The following is a 22,642-nucleotide window of genomic DNA, read 5'->3' as shown; positions in this document are numbered from 1 at the left end:
CGGGGCCGGCGCACCTCAGTCGTGCCAGGCCCCCAGCTCCTCCAGCCGCCCCTGCAGCACCTCGAAGAGCCCCGTGGGGGCCGCGACCGTGAGCTCACCGGAGGCCGCCTCCCCCGGGCGTCCGCCCGTCAGCGCCCCCGCCTCGCGGGCGATCAGCGCGCCGGCCGCGAAGTCCCAGGGGTTGAGCCCCCGCTCGTAGTACGCGTCGAGCCGGCCGCAGGCCACGTCGCAGAGGTCGATCGCGGCGGAGCCGCTGCGCCGGATGTCCCGCACCTGCGGCAGCAGCGACCGCAGCACCTCGGCCTGCGCGGCCCGCCGGGTGGTCAGATAGCCGAAGCCGGTGCCGAGCAGGGCCTGCTCGAAGGCGGGCGCGGGCCGGCAGCGCAGCCGCCGGTCGCCCGCGAAGGCGCCCTCGCCGCGCACGGCCCGGTACGTCTCGCCGCGCACCGGCGCGGCGACGACCCCGACGACCGCCTCGCCGTCGATCTCGGCGGCGATGGACACGGCCCAGGACGGCAGGCCGTACAGATAATTCACCGTCCCGTCGAGCGGATCGATCACCCAGCGGACCCCACTGGTGCCCTCGCTCAGAGCGCCCTCCTCCCCCAGCAGCCCGTCCCGCGGGCGCCGCTCCGCGAGGAATTCCGTGATCAGCTTCTCGGCGGCGATGTCCATCTCGGTCACGACGTCGATGGGGCTGGTCTTGGTGGCGGCCACGCCCAGGTCGGCGGGGCGGCCGTTCCTGAGCAGGGTGCCCGCTCGGTCCGCGGCCTCCAGGGCCACGGCCAGGAGTTCGGCCTTCAGGGTCTCGCTCACGGTGCTGGTGCTCCTTACGCGTACGGACTGTCGGCGCCCGCGGCGGCCGGGCGCGGCGCCCGGGCCGGGCAGCAGCCGACCGGGCAGAGGTCGGGGGACGGCCCCAGGGCGCCCAGCGCGCAGCGCTCGGGCAGCTCGCCGCGCTCGCTCGCGGCCCGCTCCAGGACCAGCTCGCGCACGGCGGCGGCGAAGCGCGGGTCGGCCCCGACCGTGGCGGCCCGGGCGACGGGCAGGCCCAGCTCCGCGGCCTTGGCGGTGGCCTCGGTGTCGAGGTCGTACTTGACCTCCATGTGGTCCGAGACGAAGCCGATCGGCACCATCACCACGCCCGGCGCGCCCTCGCCGTGCACGGCTTCCAGGTGGTCGCAGATGTCGGGCTCGAGCCAGGGGATGTGCGGGGCCCCGCTGCGCGACTGGTAGACCAGGCTCCAGGGCCGGTCGGTGCCGGTCTCCTCGCGCACCGCCTCGGCGACGATCCGCGCGACCTCCAGGTGCCCGGCGACGTACGCCCCGCCGTCGCCGTGGCCCTCGACGGGGCCGGAGGTGTCCGCGGCGGCCGTCGGGATGGAGTGCGTGGTGAAGGCGAGGTGCGCCCCGGCCCGTACGTCCCGCGGCAGCCGTTCCAGCGCGGCCAGCGTCGCGTCGATCATGGGGCGCACGAAGCCGGGGTGGTTGAAGTAGTGCCGCAGCTTGTCGACGCGCGGCAGCGGCAGCCCCTCCGCCTCGAGCGCGGCCAGCGCGTCCGCGAGGTTCTCCCGGTACTGCCGGCAGCCGGAGTAGGAGGCGTAGGCGCTGGTGGTCAGGGTGAGCACGCGGCGGTGTCCGTCGGCGACCAGCTCGCGCAGGGTGTCGGTCAGGTACGGCGCCCAGTTGCGGTTGCCCCAGTAGACCGGCAGGTCCATGCCCTGGGCGGCGAAGTCCTCGCGCAGGGCGCTCAGGAGCGCGCGGTTCTGGTCGTTGATGGGGCTGACGCCGCCGAAGAGGAAGTAGTGCTGCCCGACCTCTTTCAGCCGCTCGCGGGGAATGCCGCGGCCACGGGTCACATTCTCCAGGAACGGGACGACGTCGTCCGCTCCCTCGGGTCCGCCGAAGGAGAGCAACAACAGGGCGTCATAGGGGGCGTGGGCTGGCTGATCCGACATGGCTCCGATCCTGCCACCCGGCAGTGACAGCCGGGAAATGCGCGTGCGTCGCACGAACGTCCGCACGTAAGCTGTATCGGCCACCTTCATCCCTTACGGCACCCTCGTCCCGTCACCCTGTCCCGAGCATCCTGGGAGCCGTCTTTGTCCAGTCCGTACAGTGCGATATTCGCCGCCCCCGGCGCCAAGGGCTTCTCCGCGGCGGGCTTCTTCGGCCGGCTGCCGCTGTCGATGATGGGCATCGGCATCGTCACGATGGTCTCGCAGCTGACCGGCCGGTACGGCCTGGCGGGCGCGCTCTCGGCGACGATGGCGCTGTCGGCGGCCGTGTGCGGTCCGCAGGTCTCCCGGCTGGTCGACCGGCTGGGACAGCGCCGGGTGCTGCGGCCGGCGACGGCGATCGCGCTCGTGGCGGTGGCCGGGCTGCTGGTGAGCGCGCAGCAGCGGTGGCCGGACTGGACGTTGTTCGTCTTCTCGGCGGGCGCGGGCTGCGTGCCGAGCGTGGGCTCGATGGTGCGGGCCCGGTGGGCGGCGATCTACGCGGGCTCCCCGCGCGAACTGCACACGGCGTACTCCGCCGAGTCGGTGATCGACGAGGTGGTCTTCATCGTGGGGCCGATCCTGTCGATCGGCCTGTCGACGGCGTGGTTCCCGGAGGCGGGCCCCCTGCTGGCCGCCTGCTTCCTCGCGGTCGGCGTCTACTGGCTGACCGCGCAGCACCGCACCGAGCCCAAGCCGCACCCGCGCACCGACCACGCGGGCGGTTCCGCGCTGAGCTCACCGGGGCTGCAGGTGCTGGTGGGGGTCTTCGTGGCCACCGGTGCCATCTTCGGCGCAGTCGAGGTGGTGACCGTGGCCTTCGCCGAGGAGGAAGGGCACAAGGCCGCGGCGAGCCTGGTCCTCGCGGTGTACGCGCTGGGCTCCTGCCTGGCGGGGGCGGTCTTCGGGCTGCTGCACCTGAAGGGCGATCCGGCCCGGCGCTGGGTTCTGGGCGTCTGTGCGATGGCCGTGAGTATGATCCCCCTCCAACTGGTCGGGAACCTGCCGTTCCTGGCCGTGGCGCTCTTTGTCGCGGGCCTGTCCATCGCGCCGACGATGGTCACGACGATGGCCCTCGTCGAGCAGTACGTACCGCGCGCGAAGCTGACCGAGGGCATGACCTGGACGAGCACCGGGCTCGCGGTCGGCGTGGCGCTCGGCTCGTCGGCCGCCGGCTGGGTGGTGGACGCCGCCGGTGCCGCCGCGGGGTACGCGGTGCCCGGCGTGGCGGGGGTGCTCGCGGCCGCCGGCGCGTTCCTCGGGTACCGCCGGCTCCGGCCGGCGCCGGAGCGGGTGGGGGTTGGCACTGATGTCGGCGACGACGAGGACAAGAACGAGAGTTGCGTGGCGTAACTGGGCGGGCAACGTCACCGCCCGTCCCACGCGGTCGGTGGCACCGGCCACGGCGCGGGAACTGGCGGAGGCGGTCGTCCGTGCCGCCTCGGACGGCCTGAGGGTCAAGGCGGCCGGCACCGGCCACTCCTTCACGGCGGCGGCCGCCACGGACGGGCTGCTGATACGCCCCGAACGCTTGACCGGCATCCGTGCGGTCGACCGGGCCGCCGGCACCGTGACGGTCGCCGCGGGCACGACGCTCAAGGACCTCAACCACAGCCTGTCGGCCCACGGTCTGTCGCTGACGAACATGGGCGACATCATGGAGCAGACGGTCTCGGGGGCCGTCAGCACCGGCACCCACGGCACGGGCCGCGACTCGGGGTCGATCGCCGCCCAGATCACCGGCCTGGAGCTGGTGACGGCCGACGGCTCGGTACTGACGTGCTCGGCCCGGCAGAACCCGGAGGTCTTCGCGGCGGCCCGGGTCGGCCTCGGCGCGCTGGGCGTGATCACGGCGATCACCTTCGCGGTGGAGCCGGAGTTCCTGCTGCGGGCCCGGGAGGAACCGATGCCGCTCGCCCGGGTGACGGCGGAGTTCGACCAGCTCGTCGCTGAGAACGAGCACTTCGAGTTCTACTGGTTTCCGCATACCGAAAACTGCACCACCAAGCGCAACAACCGCAGCGCGGGCCCCGCCGCGCCGATGGGCCGTGTCGGCGCCTGGGTGGAGGACGAACTGCTGTCCAACGGCGTCTTCGGGGCCGCCTGTGCGGTGGGCCGCGCCGTCCCGGCCGCCGTTCCGGGCATCGCCGCCCTCGCCGCCCGCGCCCTGTCGGCGCGTACCTACACCGACGTCCCGTACAAGGTCTTCACCAGCCCGCGCCGGGTGCGCTTCCTGGAGATGGAGTACGCGCTGCCGCGCGAGGCGGCCATGGCGGCGTTGCGGGAGCTGAGGGCGGCGATCGAGCGCAAGCGGCTGCGGATCGCCTTCCCCGTGGAGGTACGGACGGCTCCGGCGGACGACATCCCGCTGTCCACGGCGTCCGGGCGGGACACCGCCTATGTGGCCGTACACATGTACAGAGGGACGCCGCACCGGGCGTATTTCACCGCGGCCGAGCAGATCATGACGGCGCACGGCGGCCGGCCGCACTGGGGAAAGCTGCACAGCCGTGACGCGGGGTATCTGGCCGGCGTCTATCCGCGCTTCGCGGAATTCCTCGCGGTGCGGGACCGGCTGGACCCGCACCGCGTGTTCGGCAACGACTACCTGCGGCGCGTCCTCGGGGAGTGAGACCGCCGGCGGCCGGTCAGGTGGTCGTGCCGGTGGTCGTGCCGGTGCCCGCGCCCGTGCCCGCCGCCGCGTTCTGGCCCGGCGGCGGTGCGGACTGACCGCCCGCGGTGCCGCCCGCGCCCTGGCCGCCGGTGGTGGTGCCCTTGCCGTCGTCCGCGCCCTTGTCCCCGCCGGGCGACGCGCCGGGCGTGGGGGTCGCGGGGCCCGGCGACGGCGAGGAACCGCTGCCGGAGGACGGGGAGGTCCTGGGGTCCGGCGACTGCTTGCCGGCGTCGCCGCCCTGCGACACGCCCGGGGACGGCGACGGGCCGTCACTTCCGCCCGTCCGCTCGTCGGCGCCGTCCGGGGAGTGGCCGGAGTCCGGCGAGGGCGACGGGCCCCGGTCCTGCTTCTGCTCCTGCTTCTGCGGCTGGAACAGCCGGCTGACGGTCGTGCCGTCCTTGCTGCCGTCCGCGCTGGAGCCGGAGACCAGCTCCACGGCGGTCACCGTGCCCATGGCGAGCACGAAAACGGCACCGGCCGCCAGCAACGGGCGCTTCCAGCCGCGCAACCGTGTGCCGTGGGTCGTGCCCGGCGTGTAGTCCTCGGCATACCCGTGGAAGTGCGCGTGATCGGGTGCGCCGGTGTACGCACCGGCGTGCGCCTCGGATTGCGCCGGGTTTGTTCCCGGCTGTGGCGCCTGGTGCAGCAGTTGCGTACGGTCCGCGGCCTTCGGCAGCACGCGCGTCGTGTCGGCCGTGTCCCGCACGGGAACCTGGCGCGCGCGGGTCTCCGGCAGGACCGTCACATCGCGGAGCTGCTCACCCGTACGTTTGAACAGGTGTTGAAAAACTGTGCCACCCGTGGTGGCCACCACGCTGACGACACCGGCACCGATGACCGTGCCGTATACACCGAGTTTGCCCGCGAGCAGCGCGGCGATCACCGCCGCCAGTGCACTACCGGACACTTGTGCGACGCTCAGATCAATCCGCTTACCCTGGGGTTTTGCCTCACTTTCGGGTTTGTCGTCCATCTCCAGCCCCTGTTGGTCCCTTCGGTACCTCTTGTAGTCAGAAGAGACATTCGAGCCTAACGAACAGTTCCGAATCAGGCGATTGTGTGAACCTCACCACCCACGGGTAGGCGCTCCGCCACAAGGGGCGCATTTCAACTCCCTTGTCGTGGGTGAACTTCACTGGCGCGCCGATCCACCCCCAGTGGCCCGAATGGAGTACTGTGACGAGCCCTGGCCCCAATATCCCGTCCGGACCGCCCGGAACGAACCGGACCCAACGGGAGGGGCCCGGGCGGCTCTGGCCCCGTCAACTCGGCAATGTTGTGGCAGGCTGCTACCCGGGCAGGCCACACTCGACTAGCGGAAGCAGCGACGCAGGTGACGTCGGCAGGCACCACCCGGGAGGTCCCCATGCCCGAACTGCGTGTCGTGGCAGTCTCCAACGACGGCACACGGCTGGTGCTCAAGGCTGCGGACAGCACGGAGTACACGCTTCCCATCGACGAGCGGCTGCGTGCCGCCGTGCGCAACGATCGTGCGCGTCTCGGCCAGATCGAGATCGAAGTGGAGAGCCACCTCCGCCCCCGCGACATCCAGGCCCGTATCCGGGCCGGTGCGTCGGCGGAGGAAGTCGCGCAGCTCGCGGGCATTCCCGTGGAACGGGTCCGGCGCTTCGAGGGCCCCGTCCTCGCCGAGCGCGCCTTTATGGCGGAGCGGGCCCGTAAGACGCCCGTACGCCGGCCCGGCGAGAACACCGGCCCGCCGCTCGGCGAGGCCGTGGCGGAGCGGCTCCTGCTGTGCGGTGCCGACAAGGACACCGCCCAGTGGGACTCCTGGCGCCGCGACGACGGCACGTGGGAGGTCCTGCTCGTCTACCGCGCCGCCGGTGAGCCGCGCGCGGCCAGCTGGACCTACGACCCGCCGCGCCGGATCGTTCAGGCGCTGGACGACGAGGCCCGGGCGCTCATCGGCGAGACCGACGACACGCCCGAGCCGAGTTTCCCGTTCGTGCCGCGCATCGCACGGCTGCCGCGCGACCGGCCGCTGGACCGTTCCCTGGACCGGGAGCGGCAGACGTCCGCCCCCTCCACCGATCCGGAGGCGTCCTCCGAGGAGGCGCCGGCGGAGGAGCCCGCCAAGGAGCGGGACTCGCTGACGAGCCTGCTCGAAGCGGTGCCCAGCTTCCGGGGCGACATGGTCGTGCCGGACACCGCCTCCACGGCTCCGATCCCCGCCCCGTCCTGCGACACGCCCGGCGACGAAGCGGATTCCGTGGAACCGCCGGCCCCTGCGGCCAGTGCGGGGTCCGCCTACGCCGATGTGCTCATGCCACGCTCGGTGGCGGGCCACCGCGACCGCCTCATCGGCACCACGGACCGTCAGGCCGAGGCGGACGGCGTCCGTCCCGGCCGCCGCGCGGCGGTCCCGAGCTGGGACGAGATCGTCTTCGGCACCCGCCGCAAGAAACAGGACTAGCCGGCGCTGACGTGCCCTCACGCGCCGGACGGCTCCAGGGAGTCGTCCGGCGCGTGAGGTTCTCTTCCGGCAGCCCGTCAGCCCGGCTGCGGACCCGTCGCCACCGGACGTGCCGGATCGGACGACCATTCGCTCCACGAACCCACGTACAGGCTCGCCGGAATGCCCGCGATCGCCAGCGCCAGCACCTCGTGCGCCGCGGAGACCCCCGAGCCGCAGTAGACGCCCACCTCGACACCGTCCGACGCGCCCAGGCCGGCGAACCGCGCCGCGAGCTCCCCGGCGGGCAGGAAGCACCCGTCCGCGGTCACATTGTCGGTCGTGGGCGCGGAGACGGCCCCGGGGATGTGCCCGGCCACCGCGTCGAGCGGCTCGACCTCGCCCCGGTACCGCTCCCCCGCCCGGGCGTCCAGCAGCAGCCCCCGGCGCGCCAGTTCGGCAGCGCCGTCCGCGTCGAGCAGCGGCAGCGCCCCCGGGGCCGGGACGAAGTCGCCCTCCGTCACGGGCGGCACCTCCGGCGTCAACCGCCCGCCCGACGCCGTCCACGCGGCGAGCCCGCCGTCGAGGACCCGTACGTCCGGGTGGCCCGCCCAGCGCAGCATCCACCAGGCGCGGGCGGCGGCCCAGCCCAGCCCGTCGTCGTAGACGACGACCGGGTGGTCAAAGCGGACCCCGGCACGCCGCATCGCCGCGCCGAACACCGCGTCGTCCGGCAGCGGGTGACGGCCCTTCGGCCCCGCGGGAGCGGCGAGCGCGCTCTCCAGGTCCACGTAGACCGCGCCGGGCAGGTGCCCGGCCTCGTACTGCGGCAGGCCGGGCGGGCCCCCGGGCCGGTAGCGAACGTCAAGGAGCGTCGGCGGTCGTTCGCCGTCCGACACGCTCGCCCATTGCTGTGCGGTGATGATGGCATCCATGCCCCCATCCTGGCGTAGTCGGCATTGCGCCGAACGGCCCCCTGGCCAGACGCCACGATGCTGATCGATACTGGACGGCAATGACGCGGGCAGGGAAGCGGAACGCGAAAGCGGGCATTCTCCTGCGGGAACCCAGGAAGTCCGGCGCGGCCGGGGGGCGTCTCACGACAGGTGGTGCAAACATCTGGTCGGGCACCGCCCTGTACCACCCCCCGAGCGCCCGGAGCGGGACGCGCGGCCACCACGAGGGTCCGAGGAGACGACTGACGATGACCGAGGTATGGGGATCCTCCGAGACCGGCGAGGAGGAGACCCGGCACGACACACCGGGCACTCCCTGCTGGACGAGTCTCCTGGTGCACGACCTGGAGGCGACCAAGGAGTTCTACGGCAGTCTGTTCGGCTGGACGTACTACAGCCCCGGTCCACGCCAGTTGGGGCCGTACGTCCGAGCCACGCTCGACGGCCGCAATGTGGCGGGGATCGGCGAGCTGCCGGCCGATCGTCAACTTCCCAACGCGTGGACCACCTATCTGGCGAGCGACGACGCGGACGTGTGCGCGGAGTGGATCCGCTGCTCCGGTGGCACGGTCGGGGTGGGGCCGCTGGCGGCCGAGGAGGCGGGACGCCTGGTGCTGGCCACGGACCCGGCGGGGGCGCCCTTCGGCGTCTGGCAGGGGAAGCGGCTGCTGGGTCCCCGCCCGACGGGCACGCCCGGCACCGAGGGCACCCCGGTCTGGCACGAACTGGTGACCCATGACGCGGCCGCGGTGCTGAAGTTCTACCGCGCCCTCTTCGGCTACGAGACGAAGGTGGCCGGAGCCGTGGACTGCGATGTGTTCACGCTGCACGTCGACGGCCGTCCGGTCGCCTCGATCCGGGGTGCCGGGCCCTCGCTGCTCCACCCGCACTGGATGACGTACTTCGAGGTGGCGGACGTGGACGCCACCGTCCGGCGCGTCGCCGAGCTGGGCGGACGTGTGCTGAGCGGCCCGCGGGAGACGCCGGCCGGCCGGGCGGCGACGGTCGCCGACCCCGAGGGCGCGGCCTTCACCCTGCGGCGGACGGGCCGTTAGCGCGCCTCGTCTAGCCCTTCCTCGGGATCCACCGGCAGCACGTCGGGCGACAGCGCGGCGGCACGGGCGGCGGCGGCCGTCAGCCTGCGGCGGTGGTGGCGGCGGCACAGCACCTCGTAACCGACGACGGTCTCGGGCTGGTTGACGTCACCGACGACGACCTGCGCGCCCTCGACGACCATTTGTCCGCCGATCGTACGGGCGTTGTGCGTGGCCCGCGCCCCGCACCAGCACAGCGCCTCGACCTGCAGCACCTCGATGCGGTCGGCGAGCTCGACCAGCCGCTGGGAGCCGGGGAAGAGCTTGGTGCGGAAGTCGGTGGTGATGCCGAAGGCGAAGACGTCGAGTTCGAGGTCGTCGACGATCCGGGCCAGCTGGTCTATCTGCTCGGGGGTGAGGAACTGCGCCTCGTCCGCGATGACGTAGTCGGCGCGGCCGCCCGCCGAGAGGTGCCCGACGACGTGCGCGTAGAAGTCGAACCCCTCCCCCGCCTCGACGGAGTCGGTGACCAGGCCGAGCCGGGAGGACAGCTTGCCCTCGCCCGCGCGGTCGTTGCGGGTGAAGATCAGGCCCTGCAGGCCGCGGGCCGACCGGTTGTGCTCGATCTGCAGAGCGAGGGTGCTCTTTCCACAGTCCATGGTTCCGGAGAAGAACACCAGCTCGGGCATGGGAAAGCCAATGCCTTTCGTTCGTAGGGCGGAGTCGGGGAGATGCGCGAGGCGGTGTGTCAGGAGCGGACTTCGAGGAGCGGCACGAGCTGCTCGACGGGCGTCATGGAGCCGTGCAGTCCGACCATGGTCGACTCGTTCGGCTCGGTCTCGGTGGCGATGATCGCGACGTCGTCCCGGGCGGCGGCGACGACGTCGCCGATGCGCCCGTACACCCGGTCGTCGACGCCCTCGCCGGGCGGGCCGAACCAGCCGGCCTCGATCGCCTCGTCGCGCCCCGCGACCCACATCTGCTCGCCGAGCACCTCACGCCACACGGCCAGCACATCGGCCGCCGCGCCGGGCACGGCGTAGACGTGCCGGGCCCGGGCCTCGCCGCCCAGGAGCGCGACGCCGGCGCGCAGCTCCCAGTCCTCGTCGAAGTCGATGCGCGACTCCGGGTCGAACGGGATGTCGATCATGCCGTGGTCGGCGGTGACGTACAGGGCGGAGCGCGGCGGCAGCTGCTCGGCCAGGCGCTGGGCGAGCAGGTCCACGTACATCAGCTGGCCGCGCCACTCCTCGGAGTCCACGCCGAAGCGGTGGCCCTTGCCGTCGACCTCGCTGTAGTAGGTGTAGACGAGGGAGCGGTCGGCGGCGCCGAGCCGGTCGGCGGCCAGGTCCATCCGTTCCTCGCCGGAGAGCCGGCCGTGGAAGGTGCCGCCGCTCAGCGCGACCTTGGTCAGCGGGGTGTGCTGGAAGTCGGGGGCCGAGACCTGGCAGGTGGCGACCCCGGCGGCGTCCGCGAGCTGGAAGACGGTCGGGTAGGGCTGCCAGGCGTGCGGATCGGTCCACGGGCGCCAGCGCAGCTGGTTCATCAGCTGCCCGGTGGCGGGGTCGGCCACGGTGTAGCCGGCCAGGCCGTGGGCGCCGGGCGGCAGGCCCGTGCCGACCGAGGCGAGGGAGGTCGCCGTGGTCGAGGGGAAGCCCGCGGTCATGGGGGCGCCGGTGCCGTTCATCGAGCTCGGCAGCAGGGAGTGCAGGAACGGTGCCTCGGCGGGGTGGGCGCGCAGCAGCTCCCAGCCCAGGCCGTCGATCAGGAAGACGCACACGCGGTCGGCGGGCGCCAGCTCCATGCCGGAGCCGAGCCCGGGCACGCCCATGCCCGCCGCGACCGTGGGCAGCAGGTCGGCGAGCGAGCCGGTGCCGTAGCGGGGCAGCGGGGCGGAGCGGGGGTCGAGCGGGGCCGGATCGTGCCAGGCGGAGCCTGCGGCCGTGGGGCCCGGGGGGTATCCGGTCATCAGCGGGTGGTCGCCGCCGTGGCCGCGGTGGCTTCGGAGAGCGCCTGGGCGAAGGCGAGGGTCTGCCGCACGGTGTCCGGGCCGTCGCCGGCCTCGCTGACGCGCAGGCTCAGGTCGTCGGCCGTGGAGGAGCCGGTGTAGCCGTGGTCGGCGTCGCAGTTGGGGTCGCCGCAGGCGGCGGGCTCCAGGTCGATGCGGGAGACCGCGCCCCAGCCGATGGTCAGGACGACCTCGCGGGGCAGGGTGCCCGGGGTGTACGCCTCGGGGTTGGCGACGACGCGGCTGAGCACGACCGAGGAGATGCGGTCGAGCTTGACCGACTCGGTGGAGGTGGTGGCGTACGGGGACGGCGACGTGCCGTCGGCGGCCTGCTCGTCGGTGTGGCTGACGATGAATCGGGTGCCGGTCAGGACGAGGACCGTCACATGGCGGCGCACCTCGTTGGAGTCGAACGTCGTCTCCTGGTGCACCAGGTACGACACGACCGGCTCCCCGCCCACGGCGGCCTCCACCGCCTCGGCCACGAGGGCCGGGTAGTAGCCGCTGCGCTCGATGGCCGCGCGCAGCCCCTGGGTCGTCGTACCGGTCTTCGCCATACGCCCATCCTACGGGGCGTACGGGGCCCGTCTGCCGCCGATCCCCGGGCGGGGCGCTCAGTACGGGGGCAGGCTGCGCGGGCCGAGGTCGGTGCGGGCCGGCGGTGGGGCGAGCCGTATGGAGGCGCCCAGGACGTGCACGCCGTGCTGGGCGACGATCACCGGCTCGAGGTCGGCGCCCACGACCTCGGGGTGATCGTCGACCAGCCGGGACACCCGCAGCAGCAGCTCCTCCAGGGCGGGGGTGTCGACGGGCGTGGAGCCGCGCCAGCCGAACAGCAGGGGCGCGGTGCGGATCGAGCGGATGAGCTCGGCGGCGTCCCGGTCGGTGGCCGGTACGAGGCGGTGGGCGGTGTCGCCGAGCAGCAGGGACGGGGCGCCGGCCAGCCCGAAGGACAGCACGGCTCCGGCGGCCGGGTCGATGGTGGCCCGGACGACGGTGTCGACGCCGCGGGGGGCCATCGACTGCACGACGAGGCGGATCTCCTCGGGCTTGCCGAGCAGCTCGGTCAACTCGGCGTAGGCACTGCGCAGTTCGGCTTCGCCGCCGAGGTCGAGGCGGACTCCGCCGAGGTCGGCGCGGTGGCGCAGGTGGGGTGCGGTGGGCTTGAGGGCGACCGGGTAGCCCAGCCGGCCGGCGGCCCGGACGGCGCTGTCGGGGTCGGCGGCGGGCAGCGCGGGCAGCACGGCGATGCCGTAGCGGGCCAGGAGGCGCTGGGTGTCGGCGGCGGAGAGGGTCACGGCCCGGGGCGCCGTCGCGCCGTGCGCCTCGAGCAGCACGTCGATGTCGGCGGCGGCGCCCGCCTCGTCGATGTCGTCGTACTCGGGCACCCGGCCGGGGTCGGCGGCCTGCCGCCGCCACTGGGCGTACCGCACGGCCTCGGCGAGGGCGCGGACGGCCCGCTCGGCGGCCGGGTAGGCGGGGATGCGGACGGCGGGGGGCGTTTCGTCCGTGGGCCCGGGCGGGGTGGGGGGCCGGTGGGGCGGGGCGGCGAGGGCCTCGGCGAGGCCGGGGATCTCCAGGTGGACGACGGCCACCGGCTTGGCGGCCGGCGCGTCGGCGACCGCCTGGCGGAGGGCGTCCGCGAGGTCGGCGGCCGTGGCCTCGCCGACCCAGGGGATGGCGGTGACGACGACGGCGTCGCAGGCCCGGTCGGCGAGGGCCTCGGCCAGGGCGGCGCGGAAGTCCCGCGGTGCGGCGGCGGTGGTCAGGTCGCGCGGCATCAGCGGATGCAGCCCGTCGGTGAGGCAGGCGTCGTAGGTGAGGAGGGCGAGGGACGCGGAGTTGCCGAGGATGGCGACGCGGGGGCCGGCCGGCAGCGGCTGGGAGGCGAGGAGCAGGCCCGCGTCGGTCAGCTCGGTGACCGTGTCGACCCGGATGACGCCGGCCTGCCGCAGCAGGCCGGAGACGGTGGCGTCGGGGATGCGCGGGGCGGGCACGGCGTGCCCGGCCGGCGCGGCGGAGCCGTGGCGCGCGCCCTTGACCACGACGAGCGGCTTGCGGGCCGCCGTGCGCTTCGCCAGGCGGGCGAACTTCCGGGGATTGCCGATGGACTCCAGGTACATCAGGGCGACGTCGGTGTCCGGGTCGTCGTGCCAGTACTGCAGGAAGTCGTTGCCGGAGACGTCGGCGCGGTTGCCGGCGGAGACGAACGTGGAGATGCCGACCAGGCCGGCCGCGCGCCGGTGGAGCCCGCCCAGCAGGGCGATGCCGATCGCGCCGGACTGGCTGAAGAGCCCGACCCGGCCGGCGGCCGGCAGCTCGGGCGAGAGGGAGGCGTTGAGCCGGACGCCGTCGGCGGTGTTGATCAGGCCGAGGGCGTTGGGCCCGATGACGCGCATGCCGTACGAGCGGGCCTGGCGGACCAGCTCGCGCTGCCGCTCGCGGCCCTCGGCCCCGCTCTCGGCGTATCCGGCGGACAGCACGACCAGGCCCTGGACGCCGTGTTCGCCGCAGTCGGCGACGACCGAGGGCACCTGCTCGGCGGGCACGGCGATGACGGCGAGGTCCACGGGGTCCTCGATCGCGAGGACGGAGCGGTGGGCGGGGACGCCCTCGGGCTCGAGCACCGAAAGGTCCTCGGGGAAGGCCCGGTTGACCGCGTGCGTACGGCCGGTGAAGCCGCCGGCCAGGACGTTGCGCAGCACGGTGCGGCCCAGGCCGCCGGGCTCGCGGCCGGTGCCGACGACGGCGAGGGAGCCGGGGGCGAGCAGGCGCTGCACCGAGCGGGCCTCGGCGCGCTGTTCGCGGGCGCGCTGGACGGCGAGGGAGGCGTCGGTGGGTTCGAGGTCGAGCTCCAGGCGGACGACGCCGTCCTCGAAGCTGCGCTTCTGGGTGTAGCCGGCGTCCGTGAAGACTTTGATCATCTTGGTGTTGGCGGGCAGCACCTCGGCGGCGAAGCGCCGGATGGAGCGCTCGCGGGCGACGGCGGCGATGTGCTCGAGCAGGGCGGAGGCGACGCCGCGGCCCTGGTGGGCGTCCTGGACGAGGAAGGCGACCTCGGCCTCCTCGGCCGGGCCGGAGGCGGGCATGCCGTGGCCGTCGATGCGGTCGTAGCGGACGGTGGCGATGAATTCGCCGCCGACGGTCGCGGCCAGGCCCACGCGGTCGACGTAGTCGTGGTGGGTGAAGCGGTGCACGTCCCGGTCGGAGAGGCGGGGGTAGGGGGCGAAGAAGCGGTAGTACTTGGACTCGTCCGAGACCTGTTCGTAGAAGCTGACCAGGCGCTGGGCGTCGTCGGGCGTGATGGGGCGGATCTGGGCGGTGCCCCCGTCGCGCAGCACGACATCGGCTTCCCAGTGGGCCGGGTACGCATGCTCGGACGGCGTCTGCATGGGGCCAGCGTAAGGCCGTCCACCGACAGCGGGTGGTGGCGTGCGGCCCCTGGTCGCGGGCCGGACGGCCCCATCCGGGCCTGAGCGGTCGCGCGCAGGGGCATCGCGCGCCCCGTGCGACAATGGTCTAGACAACCAATATCGACTTGAAGGGCAACACCATGGTTGAGCGCCGCGTAAACGTCGGCTGGGCCGAGGGCCTGCACGCCCGGCCCGCGTCGATCTTCGTCCGTGCGGCGACGGCCGCCGGCGTCCCGGTGACGATCGCCAAGGCCGACGGCAACCCGGTCAACGCCGCGTCCATGCTCGCCGTGCTGGGTCTGGGCGCCCAGGGTGGCGAGGAGATCGTCCTCGCCACCGAGGCGGACGGTGCCGAGGCCGCGCTCGACCGTCTGGCCAAGCTGGTCGCCGAGGGGCTCGAGGAGCTTCCCGAGACCGTCTGATCCACCGGGCCCGCTCCGTATACCGCGGGTGTGTGCGACGGGGCCGCGGCGGCCGACTCGAGGCAGCCGCGGCCCCGTTGTCCGCGCCGCCCGCGTTGTCAGCGGGAATGCCCGTGAATTACCCGCCGCTATTCGCACACGGATAGCGGCTCATTGTTAAGAACGCGCGCCCGCCGTGTTGACGGATTGTTTCGGGCCCGGCATCCGGTTCGCGTCCGCGGGCCGCCACTGCCGGAATGTCCCGGGCGAACGGCCGGCCCGGGCGACGGCCAGGTTCCGCGCCCGCTCGGCGTCCCCGCGGGCCACCGCGTCCACCAGCGCCCCGCACGCCTGCCAGCTCTCCAGCGGCCGGACCGGCGGCTCGGCCGCGTACACCCAGGCGATCTTGCGCCGCAGCTGGGTGAGGAGCGCCGCCAGGCTGGGGCTGCCGGACGCCTGGGCGAGGGTCTCGTCGAACCACTCGCCCAGCGGACGCAATTCACTGGCGCGGCCCGTACGCGCGCGCTCCTGGCCGAGGCGGACCAGCCCCCGCAGGACCTTCAGATGAGCCTCGGTACGCCGCTGGGCGGCCCGGGCGGCGCCCAGCGGCTCCAGCAGGGCGCGGACGTCGAGCAGGTCGGCGGCCTCGCGCTCGGTGGGTTCGGCGACACAGGCGCCGGCATGCCGCCGGGTGGTCACGAAGCCCTCGGAGGCCAGGGTGCGCAGCGCTTCGCGCACCGGCACCCGGGAGACGCCGTAACGGCGTGCCAGGAGTTCCTCGATGAGCCTGCTGCCGGGTGGAAAGGTGCCGGAGACGATGTCGTCGCGGATCGCCGTGCACACGGCGTGCGCGGAAATACCGCCCCTCTTGTGCACTACCTCGTCATCGCCGTTCACGTACGGCCCCGCATGGGTGTACCTCCGACTTATGACTTAACCCCCGTGTATCACGGCCGATTGACGCCCGTTCAGTGACTCTATGGCAACCGGGTGGGATTTCCGATGGGTCCGCCGATTCATGGATATCTTTTGGCCAAACGCGAAGGCCCCGGCCGTGGGGCCGGGGCCTTGCGCGAAGAGTGGTGCCGCGACGCGTTCTACAGGCTGACGCCGTGGGCGCTCATGTAGGCGATCGGGTCGATGTCGGAGCCGTAGGTGGCGCCGGTGCGGGCCTCGAAGTGCAGGTGCGGGCCGGTGACGTTGCCGGTCGCGCCGGAGAGGCCGATCTGCTGGCCCGGGGTGACCGTCTGGCCGACGGAGACGTCGAGGGACGACAGGTGGGCGTACTGGGTGTACGTGCCGTCGTTGTGCTTGATGACGACGTTGTTGCCGTACGCGCCGCCCCAGCCGGCCTCGACGATGGTGCCGGCGGCGACCGAGCGGACCGAGGTGCCGGTCTCGGCGTGGATGTCGATGCCGGTGTGGCTGCCGGAGGACCACAGGCCGCTGGAGGCCTTGTAGGAGGTGGAGACGTAGGAGCTGTCGATCGGGCTCACGTACGTGCCCAGGCGCTTGCGCTCCTCGTCGCGGGCGGCGCGCTCCTTGGCGGCGCGCTCCTCCTCGATCTTGCGCTTGGCCTCTTCGGCGCGCTGCTTGGCCTCGGCGGCCTTCTGCTTGGCCGTGGCCTCGGCCTGGAGCCGGATGGCGGCCTCGTCGGCGGCGCTGCGCTGGGTCTCGGCCTGGGCGTCGACGTTGTCGGCCATGACGTCACCGATGACGATGGCCTGGGTCAGGCCGGTGTCCTCGGTGCGGTGGCCGTCGTCGGTGGAGGCGAAGGCCGGGGCGGCGACGCCGGCGACCACACCCGCGGCGGTGAGGGTGGCTATGCCCGCCACATTGGCGCTGACACGCGCGGCTCGACTCGGACGACGGTGCTTACCCATGCCTGGGCGATCCTTTCCTTCCTTCTCGCCTACCGGGTTAGCTGACGGGTTCGGAGCAGGAAGGTCTCCTACGGCTCCCTCGTGAAAGGGACCCGATTCACCCCAGGGACGTTTGGGTCCCCGGCTCCCCTTGGCTGGTGCCTCGGGGACTCGGCGATGGCTGCCCGGGACCGCGGTTGCGGCTCCGATCTGACGGACTGCCGCCCTGACGCTAATCCGCGTCGGATTCGAACGGCAAACAGAACGGGGCTTTTATGACCTACGCCACACGACCAACGTGCAACCACTGCATGAAATTGGACATAAGGGAGGCGCGTGTGCCTCATCGGGCTCACGCGCCTCTCTTGTCCGCTCATATCCGGCACGGAGTACGGGAATACGGCGGCTGAACCTCCGTCAGGCAGCTCCGTCCGTCAGGCGGGGATGACGGTCACCTCGCCGATGCCCAGCGCCTTGACCGGCTCGAGGATCTCGGCGGCGTCACCGACGAGGACGGTGACCATACGGTCGACCGGGAACGCGCTGACGACGGCCGCCGTGGCCTCCACCGTGCCGGTCTCCGCCAGGCGTTCGTACAGCCGCGCCTGGAAGTCGTCCGGCAGGTACTGCTCGACCTGGTCGGCGAGGGTGCCCGCGACGGCCGCCGCCGTCTCGTACTTCAGCGGTGCGACGCCGACCAGGTTCTGCACGGCGACGTCACGCTCGGCCTCCGTCAGGCCCTCCGCGGCCAGCGTCCGCAGCACCGTCCACAGGTCCTCGAGCGCCGGACCGGTGTTGGGGGTGTCCACGGAGCCGCTGATGGCGAGCATGCCCGTGCCCGTGGCGCCCTGGGCCGGGGGCACCGAGCGCAGCACCTGGCCGAAGGCGCGGACGCCGTAGGTGTAGCCCTTCTCCTCGCGCAGGACGCGGTCCAGTCGGGAGGTGAGGGTGCCGCCTAGGCAGTACGTGCCCAGCACCTGGGCGGGCCAGACGCGCTCGTGCCGGTCGGGTCCCGCGCGGCCGATGAGCAGCTGGGTCTGGACGGCGCCGGGGCGGTCCACGATCACGACGCGGCCGGTGTCGTCCGCGGTGACCGCGGGGACGGGCCGGGGCTCGGCGCTCGAGCCGGTCCAGGCGCCGAGGGACTCGGCGAGGGCCTGGTCGAGGTCGATGCCGGTGAAGTCGCCGACGATCACGGCCGTCGCCGTGGCGGGGCGGACGTGGTCCTCGTAGAAGGCGCGCACGGCGGCGGCGTCGATGCGCTTGACGGTCTCCTCGCTGCCCTGGCGGGGGCGGGAGAGCCGGGAGTCGGCCGGGAAGAGCTCGGCGGACAGCGCCATGGCGGCCCGGCGGGCGGGGTTGGCCAGCTCGTGCGGGATCTCGTCCAGCCGGTTGTTCACGAGGCGCTCGACCTCGTCGGCGGGGAAGGCCGGGGCGCGCAGGGCGTCGGCGAGCAGGCCGAGGGCCTTGGCCAGCCGGGAGGCCGGGACCTCCAGGGACAGGCGCACGGCGGGGTGGTCGGCGTGCGCGTCGAGGGTGGCGCCGCAGCGCTCCAGCTCGGCGGTGAAGTCCTCGGCGCTGAGCTTGTCGGTGCCCTCGGAGAAGGCACGCGCCATGATCGTGGCCAGCCCGTCCAGGCCCTCGGGCTCGGCCTCCAGGGGCGCGGCCAGGCTGATCTCGACGGCGACGACCTGCTGGCCGGGGCGGTGGCAGCGCAGCACGGTGAGGCCGTTGGACAGCCGGCTGCGGTCGGGGGCCGGGAACGCCCAGGGGGTGGCCTGCCCGGGCTTGGGCTGCGGGTGGAATTCCATCGTCGCGGTGGTGGTGCTGGCGGATGCGGCGTCGCTCACCGGTCCGTCTCCTCTTCGTTCTGGTCGGCGTCGCCGTCGGACTGGGGTGAGGTCGGCTCGTACACCAGCACGGCCCGGTTGGCGGGGTGCAGCCGGGCCTTGGCGACGGCCTGCACCTCCTCGGGGGTGACCTCCAGGACGCGCTGCACGGCGGTCAGGGCGAGCTGCGGGTCGTCGAAGAGGACGGCGAAGCGGCACAGTTCATCGGCCCGGCCGCTGACGGTGGCGAGCCGGTCCAGCCACTCGCGCTCCAGCTGGGCCTGGGCGCGCTCCATCTCCTGCGGGGTCGGCCCCTCGACGGCGAAGCGGGCCAGCTCCTCGTCGACGGCGGCCTCGATCGCGCTCACCTCGACGCCGCCGGACGCCTTGACGTCCAGCCAGCCGAGCGAGGGGGCGCCGGCCAGGCGCAGCAGGCCGAAGCCGGCGGCGACGGCCGTGCGGTCGTGGCGGACCAGACGGTTGTGCAGGCGGGAGGACTCGCCGCCGCCGAGGATGGTCAGGGCGATGTCGGCGGCGTCGGCCTCGCGGGTGCCGTCGTGCGGGAGGCGGTAGGCGGCCATCAGCGCACGGGAGGGCACCTCCTCGAGCAGGACCTGGCGCAGCTCCTCGCCGATGGTGTCGGGCAGGGAGCCGTCGCGCGGGGGCTGCTTGCCGTCGTGGGAGGGGATGGACCCGAAGTACTTCTCGATCCAGGCGAGCGTCCGCTCGGGGTCGATGTCGCCGACGACCGCGAGCACGGCGTTGCCGGGCGCGTAGTACGTGCGGAAGAAGGCGCGCGCGTCCTCCAGGGAGGCGGCGTCCAGGTCGGCCATGGAGCCGATCGGCGTGTGGTGGTACGGGTGGCCGTCGGGGTAGGCCATGGCCGTCAGCTTCTCGAAGGCTGTGCCGTAGGGCACATTGTCGTACCGCTGGCGGCGCTCGTTCTTGACGACGTCGCGCTGGTTCTCCATGGACTCGTCGTCGAGCGCGGTGAGCAGCGAGCCCATCCGGTCGGCTTCCAGCCACAGGGCCAGCTCCACCTGGTGGGCCGGCATGGTCTCGAAGTAATTGGTGCGCTCGAAGCTGGTGGTGCCGTTGAGCGAACCGCCGGCGCCCTGCACCAGCTCGAAGTGGCCATTGCCCTTGACCTGCGCCGAGCCCTGGAACATCAGGTGCTCGAAGAGGTGGGCGAGGCCCGTGCGGCCCTTGACCTCGTGCCGCGAGCCGACGTCGTACCAGAGGCAGACGGCCGCGACAGGGGTCAGATGGTCCTCGGAGAGCACGACCCGGAGGCCATTGGCCAGGCGGTGCTCGGTCGCTGTCAGGCCGCCGGAACCGGCCTGTTGCGTGGCCGTGTGACCCATGGGCATGTACGTCCCTTCGATCTCTTGAGATCTCGCGGTGCCTCGCGACGACTCGCGTGATGAACAGTGCTGTCACTGTATGCAAGCGCGCTGACATCTGGCGAAGTTCCCGACCGGTCGTACCCGTCCCGGACGGGTCGCGGTAGGGGTTGTCAGTGGAGCGGTCCACAATGGTCGGCGTCAGACCCGCCTCGGCAATCGATCGAAGGAGCAGCAGCCGCGATGGCCCGCCGCAGCACGAAGACCCCGCCGCCGGAAGAGTTCGAGGAGCGCATCCTCGACATCGACGTCGTCGACGAGATGCAGGGCTCCTTCCTCGAGTACGCCTACTCGGTCATCTATTCCCGGGCCCTGCCCGACGCCCGGGACGGTCTCAAGCCCGTCCAGCGCCGCATCCTGTTCCAGATGAACGACATGGGGCTGCGCCCCGAGCGTTCGTATGTGAAGTGCGCCCGGGTCGTCGGCGAGGTGATGGGAAAGCTCCACCCGCACGGCGACGCCTCGATCTACGACGCCCTGGTGCGCATGGCGCAGCCGTTCTCCATGCGGGTGCCGCTGGTGGACGGGCACGGCAACTTCGGCTCGCTCGGCAACGACGACCCGCCGGCGGCCATGCGGTACACCGAGGCCCGGATGGCGGCGGCGACGTCGCTGATGACGGAGTCGATCGACGAGGACACCGTCGACTTCGCGCCGAACTACGACGGCAGCGAGCGGGAGCCGGTCGCCCTCCCGGCCGCGTATCCGAACCTGCTGGTCAACGGCACGACCGGGATCGCGGTCGGCATGGCGACGAACATGCCGCCGCACAACCTCGGCGAGGTCATCGCCGCCGCCCGGCACCTGATCAAGCACCCGGGCGCCGATCTCGACACGCTGATGAAGTACATCCCGGGCCCCGACCTGCCCACGGGCGGCCGGATCGTCGGCCTGGGCGGGGTGCGCGACGCGTACGAGACGGGCCGCGGCACCTTCAAGATCCGGGCCACCGTCGCCGTGGAGAGCGTGACCGCCCGCCGCAAGGGCCTGGTGGTCACCGAGCTGCCCTTCACGGTCGGCCCGGAGAAGGTGATCTCCAAGATCAAGGACCTGGTCGGCGCGAAGAAGCTGCAGGGCATCGCCGATGTGAAGGACCTCACCGACCGCTCGCACGGCCTGCGTCTGGTCATCGAGATCAAGAACGGCTTCAACCCCGAGGCCGTGCTGGAGCAGCTGTACAAGCTGACGCCGATGGAGGAGTCCTTCGGCATCAACAACGTCGCGCTGGTGGACGGCCAGCCGCTGACGCTGGGCCTCAAGGAGCTGCTGGAGGTCTATGTCGACCACCGCTTCGAGGTGGTGCGCCGGCGCAGCGAGTTCAGGCGTGGCAAGCGGCAGGACCGGCTGCACCTGGTCGAGGGTCTGCTGGTGGCGCTCGTCGACATCGACGAGGTCATCCGAATCATTCGATCGAGTGAGAACGCGGCGGCGGCGAAGGCGTCACTCGTGGAGCGCTTCTCGCTCTCCGAGGTGCAGACGCAGTACATCCTCGACACCCCGCTGCGCCGCCTGACGAAGTTCGACCGGATCGAGCTGGAGTCCGAGCGGGACAAGCTCAACAAGGAGATCGAGGAGCTCACCCGGATCCTGGAGTCCGACACCGAGCTCCGCAAGCTCGTCTCGTCCGAACTGGCGGACGTGGCGAAGAAGTTCGGCACCGACCGGCGCACGGTGCTGCTGGAGTCGGCGGGCGCCCCGGCCTCCGCGGTTCCGCTGCAGGTCGCGGACGACCCGTGCCGGGTGCTGCTCTCCTCCACCGGGCTGCTGGCCCGTACGGCCACGGGTGAGCCGTTCCCGCCGGGGGCGGGCGAGACCAAGCGCGTCAAGCACGACGTGATCGTCTCGGCGGTGCCGGCGACGGCCCTGGGCGAGGTGGGCGCGGTCACGTCGGCCGGGCGGCTGCTGCGGCTGCGGGTGATCGACCTGCCGCAGCTGCCGGAGACGGCGGCCGCCCCGAACCTGTCGGGTGGCGCCCCGGTCCCGGAGTTCCTGTCCCTGGCGGACGGCGAGCGGGTGGTCTGCCTGACGACGCTGGACGAGTCCTCGCCGGGCCTGGCGATCGGCACGGAGCAGGGCGTCGTCAAGCGCGTGGTCCCCGACTATCCGGCCAACAAGGACGAGTTGGAGGTCATCTCCCTCAAGGACGGCGACGCGATCGTCGGCGCGGTCGAGCTGCGGACGGGCGAGGAGGACCTGGTCTTCGTCACCGACGACGCCCAGCTGCTGCGCTACCAGGCGTCCCAGGTGCGCCCGCAGGGGCGGCCGGCGGGTGGCATGGCGGGCATCAAGCTGTCGTCCGGCGCCAAGGTCATCTCGTTCACGGCCGTCGACCCGGCGGAGGACGCGGTGGTCTTCACGGTGGCCGGGGCCCGCGGCGGTCTGCCGGGGGCGGCGTCGGAGGCGACGGCGAAGCTGACGCCGTTCGACCAGTACCCGCGCAAGGGCCGGGCGACGGGCGGCGTGCGCTGCCAGCGGTTCCTCAAGGGCGAGGACTGCCTGGTCCTGGCCTGGGCGGGCGCCGCCCCGGCCCGCGCCGCGGCCGCGAACGGCACGCCCGTCGAGCTGCCGGCGGCCGACCCGCGCCGTGACGGTTCGGGCACGCCGCTGCCCAAGGCGGTGGCCTCGGTGGCGGGGCCGGTGTAGGTCGCGGGCCCG

Annotated in this window: 18 protein-coding genes and 1 riboswitch; of the genes, 6 read left to right on the top strand and 12 right to left on the bottom strand. The window is 73.0% G+C overall.

The genetic code is table 11. The features are described from left to right. Positions 1–15 precede the first annotated feature (15 nt). Together ABZ956_RS20625 and ABZ956_RS20620 are read right to left on the bottom strand one after the other, a co-directional pair. The gene (locus tag ABZ956_RS20625; protein WP_361895407.1) at positions 16–816 is read right to left on the bottom strand and encodes an inositol monophosphatase family protein; all 801 of its coding nucleotides are present in this window, start codon (positions 814–816) and stop codon (positions 16–18) included. 14 nt (positions 817–830) lie between these two features. Beyond that, positions 831–1,958, bottom strand: coding sequence for a ferrochelatase (locus ABZ956_RS20620; protein WP_361895404.1), 1,128 nt, complete (start codon positions 1,956–1,958; stop codon positions 831–833). A 144-nt stretch (positions 1,959–2,102) separates the two neighbouring features. Here ABZ956_RS20620 and ABZ956_RS20615 point away from each other — a divergent pair, with 144 nt between their 5' ends. Together ABZ956_RS20615 and ABZ956_RS20610 are read left to right on the top strand one after the other, a co-directional pair. Next, positions 2,103–3,350, top strand: a complete 1,248-nt coding sequence (locus tag ABZ956_RS20615; protein WP_361895401.1) for an MFS transporter — start codon at positions 2,103–2,105, stop codon at positions 3,348–3,350. Next, positions 3,307–4,629, top strand: coding sequence for a D-arabinono-1,4-lactone oxidase (locus tag ABZ956_RS20610; protein ID WP_361895398.1), 1,323 nt, complete (start codon positions 3,307–3,309; stop codon positions 4,627–4,629). The genes ABZ956_RS20615 and ABZ956_RS20610 overlap by 44 nt, the downstream gene beginning before the upstream one ends. A 16-nt stretch (positions 4,630–4,645) precedes the next feature. On the opposite strand, the gene ABZ956_RS20605 is transcribed toward ABZ956_RS20610, so the two are convergent. Then, positions 4,646–5,578: a hypothetical protein gene (locus ABZ956_RS20605; RefSeq protein ID WP_361895396.1), complete on the bottom strand. Its 933-nt coding sequence runs from the start codon at positions 5,576–5,578 to the stop codon at positions 4,646–4,648. Between the two features lie 426 nt (positions 5,579–6,004). Here ABZ956_RS20605 and sepH point away from each other — a divergent pair, with 426 nt between their 5' ends. Next, positions 6,005–7,102, top strand: a complete 1,098-nt coding sequence (gene sepH / locus ABZ956_RS20600) for a septation protein SepH (protein WP_361895393.1) — start codon at positions 6,005–6,007, stop codon at positions 7,100–7,102. 77 nt (positions 7,103–7,179) lie between these two features. Here sepH and ABZ956_RS20595 read toward each other — a convergent pair whose 3' ends face one another. Next, positions 7,180–8,016, bottom strand: a complete 837-nt coding sequence (locus ABZ956_RS20595; RefSeq protein ID WP_361895390.1) for a sulfurtransferase — start codon at positions 8,014–8,016, stop codon at positions 7,180–7,182. Positions 8,017–8,285: 269 nt separating this feature from the next. On the opposite strand from ABZ956_RS20595, the gene ABZ956_RS20590 reads away from it, so the two are divergent. Beyond that, positions 8,286–9,092 carry a VOC family protein gene (locus tag ABZ956_RS20590; protein ID WP_361895387.1) on the top strand — a complete coding sequence of 269 codons (807 nt, stop codon included), beginning with the start codon at positions 8,286–8,288 and terminating at the stop codon, positions 9,090–9,092. Here the strand turns inward: ABZ956_RS20590 and ABZ956_RS20585 are convergent. The 4 genes from ABZ956_RS20585 to ABZ956_RS20570 are packed head-to-tail and all read right to left on the bottom strand — an operon-like array spanning position 9,089 to position 14,471. After that, the gene (locus ABZ956_RS20585; protein WP_361895384.1) at positions 9,089–9,760 is read right to left on the bottom strand and encodes a thymidine kinase; all 672 of its coding nucleotides are present in this window, start codon (positions 9,758–9,760) and stop codon (positions 9,089–9,091) included. The two genes, ABZ956_RS20590 and ABZ956_RS20585, sit on opposite strands and share 4 nt — an antisense overlap. A 59-nt stretch (positions 9,761–9,819) precedes the next feature. Next, the gene (locus tag ABZ956_RS20580) at positions 9,820–11,040 is read right to left on the bottom strand and encodes a nucleotide pyrophosphatase/phosphodiesterase family protein (RefSeq protein WP_361895382.1); all 1,221 of its coding nucleotides are present in this window, start codon (positions 11,038–11,040) and stop codon (positions 9,820–9,822) included. Continuing rightward, positions 11,040–11,636, bottom strand: a complete 597-nt coding sequence (locus ABZ956_RS20575) for a DUF5998 family protein (RefSeq protein ID WP_361895379.1) — start codon at positions 11,634–11,636, stop codon at positions 11,040–11,042. Before ABZ956_RS20575 ends, ABZ956_RS20580 begins: the two co-directional genes overlap by 1 nt. Before the next feature lie 57 nt (positions 11,637–11,693). Next, a complete protein-coding gene (locus ABZ956_RS20570) occupies positions 11,694–14,471 on the bottom strand; it encodes a GNAT family N-acetyltransferase (RefSeq protein ID WP_361895377.1) in 2,778 nt (925 codons plus the stop codon). 161 nt (positions 14,472–14,632) lie between these two features. On the opposite strand from ABZ956_RS20570, the gene ABZ956_RS20565 reads away from it, so the two are divergent. Then, complete coding sequence (locus ABZ956_RS20565; RefSeq protein WP_071964671.1) at positions 14,633–14,914, top strand: HPr family phosphocarrier protein; 282 nt, start codon at positions 14,633–14,635, stop codon at positions 14,912–14,914. Positions 14,915–15,070: 156 nt separating this feature from the next. Here the strand turns inward: ABZ956_RS20565 and ABZ956_RS20560 are convergent, their stop codons facing one another. The 4 genes from ABZ956_RS20560 to ABZ956_RS20545 all read right to left on the bottom strand — a co-directional run bounded on the left by ABZ956_RS20560 (position 15,071) and on the right by ABZ956_RS20545 (position 19,948). After that, entirely contained in the window at positions 15,071–15,751 is a 681-nt protein-coding gene (locus tag ABZ956_RS20560; protein WP_361895523.1) for a GntR family transcriptional regulator, read from the bottom strand. A gap of 239 nt (positions 15,752–15,990) precedes the next feature. Beyond that, the gene (locus ABZ956_RS20555; RefSeq protein WP_361895374.1) at positions 15,991–16,776 is read right to left on the bottom strand and encodes a peptidoglycan DD-metalloendopeptidase family protein; all 786 of its coding nucleotides are present in this window, start codon (positions 16,774–16,776) and stop codon (positions 15,991–15,993) included. 11 nt (positions 16,777–16,787) lie between these two features. Further along, positions 16,788–16,942, bottom strand: a riboswitch (cyclic di-AMP (ydaO/yuaA leader). 247 nt (positions 16,943–17,189) lie between these two features. After that, complete coding sequence (locus tag ABZ956_RS20550) at positions 17,190–18,566, bottom strand: pitrilysin family protein (RefSeq protein WP_361895520.1); 1,377 nt, start codon at positions 18,564–18,566, stop codon at positions 17,190–17,192. A gap of 35 nt (positions 18,567–18,601) precedes the next feature. Then, positions 18,602–19,948, bottom strand: a complete 1,347-nt coding sequence (locus tag ABZ956_RS20545) for a pitrilysin family protein (RefSeq protein WP_361895518.1) — start codon at positions 19,946–19,948, stop codon at positions 18,602–18,604. A 222-nt stretch (positions 19,949–20,170) separates the two neighbouring features. Between ABZ956_RS20545 and ABZ956_RS20540 the strand changes: the two genes are divergently transcribed. Continuing rightward, a complete protein-coding gene (locus ABZ956_RS20540; RefSeq protein WP_361895371.1) occupies positions 20,171–22,630 on the top strand; it encodes a DNA topoisomerase IV subunit A in 2,460 nt (819 codons plus the stop codon). Positions 22,631–22,642: the final 12 nt, after the last annotated feature.

Origin of the sequence: Streptomyces sp. NPDC046261 (assembly GCF_040646235.1) — a bacterium.
Classification (GTDB): domain Bacteria; phylum Actinomycetota; class Actinomycetes; order Streptomycetales; family Streptomycetaceae; genus Streptomyces.
The sequence above is the reverse complement of the archived record's forward strand: the minus strand, read 5'-3'. Positions and strand labels throughout refer to the sequence as shown.

Coding starts and splice junctions, on each gene's coding strand:
- ABZ956_RS20620 (WP_361895404.1), bottom strand. CDS start 1,958: ATGTCGGATCAGCCAGCCCACGCCCCCTATGACGCCCTGTTGTTGCTC.
- ABZ956_RS20610 (WP_361895398.1), top strand. CDS start 3,307: ATGTCGGCGACGACGAGGACAAGAACGAGAGTTGCGTGGCGTAACTGG.
- ABZ956_RS20595 (WP_361895390.1), bottom strand. CDS start 8,016: ATGGATGCCATCATCACCGCACAGCAATGGGCGAGCGTGTCGGACGGC.
- ABZ956_RS20590 (WP_361895387.1), top strand. CDS start 8,286: ATGACCGAGGTATGGGGATCCTCCGAGACCGGCGAGGAGGAGACCCGG.
- ABZ956_RS20585 (WP_361895384.1), bottom strand. CDS start 9,760: ATGCCCGAGCTGGTGTTCTTCTCCGGAACCATGGACTGTGGAAAGAGC.
- ABZ956_RS20580 (WP_361895382.1), bottom strand. CDS start 11,040: ATGACCGGATACCCCCCGGGCCCCACGGCCGCAGGCTCCGCCTGGCAC.
- ABZ956_RS20575 (WP_361895379.1), bottom strand. CDS start 11,636: ATGGCGAAGACCGGTACGACGACCCAGGGGCTGCGCGCGGCCATCGAG.
- ABZ956_RS20570 (WP_361895377.1), bottom strand. CDS start 14,471: ATGCAGACGCCGTCCGAGCATGCGTACCCGGCCCACTGGGAAGCCGAT.
- ABZ956_RS20565 (WP_071964671.1), top strand. CDS start 14,633: ATGGTTGAGCGCCGCGTAAACGTCGGCTGGGCCGAGGGCCTGCACGCC.
- ABZ956_RS20555 (WP_361895374.1), bottom strand. CDS start 16,776: ATGGGTAAGCACCGTCGTCCGAGTCGAGCCGCGCGTGTCAGCGCCAAT.
- ABZ956_RS20550 (WP_361895520.1), bottom strand. CDS start 18,566: ATGGAATTCCACCCGCAGCCCAAGCCCGGGCAGGCCACCCCCTGGGCG.
- ABZ956_RS20545 (WP_361895518.1), bottom strand. CDS start 19,948: ATGGGTCACACGGCCACGCAACAGGCCGGTTCCGGCGGCCTGACAGCG.
- ABZ956_RS20540 (WP_361895371.1), top strand. CDS start 20,171: ATGGCCCGCCGCAGCACGAAGACCCCGCCGCCGGAAGAGTTCGAGGAG.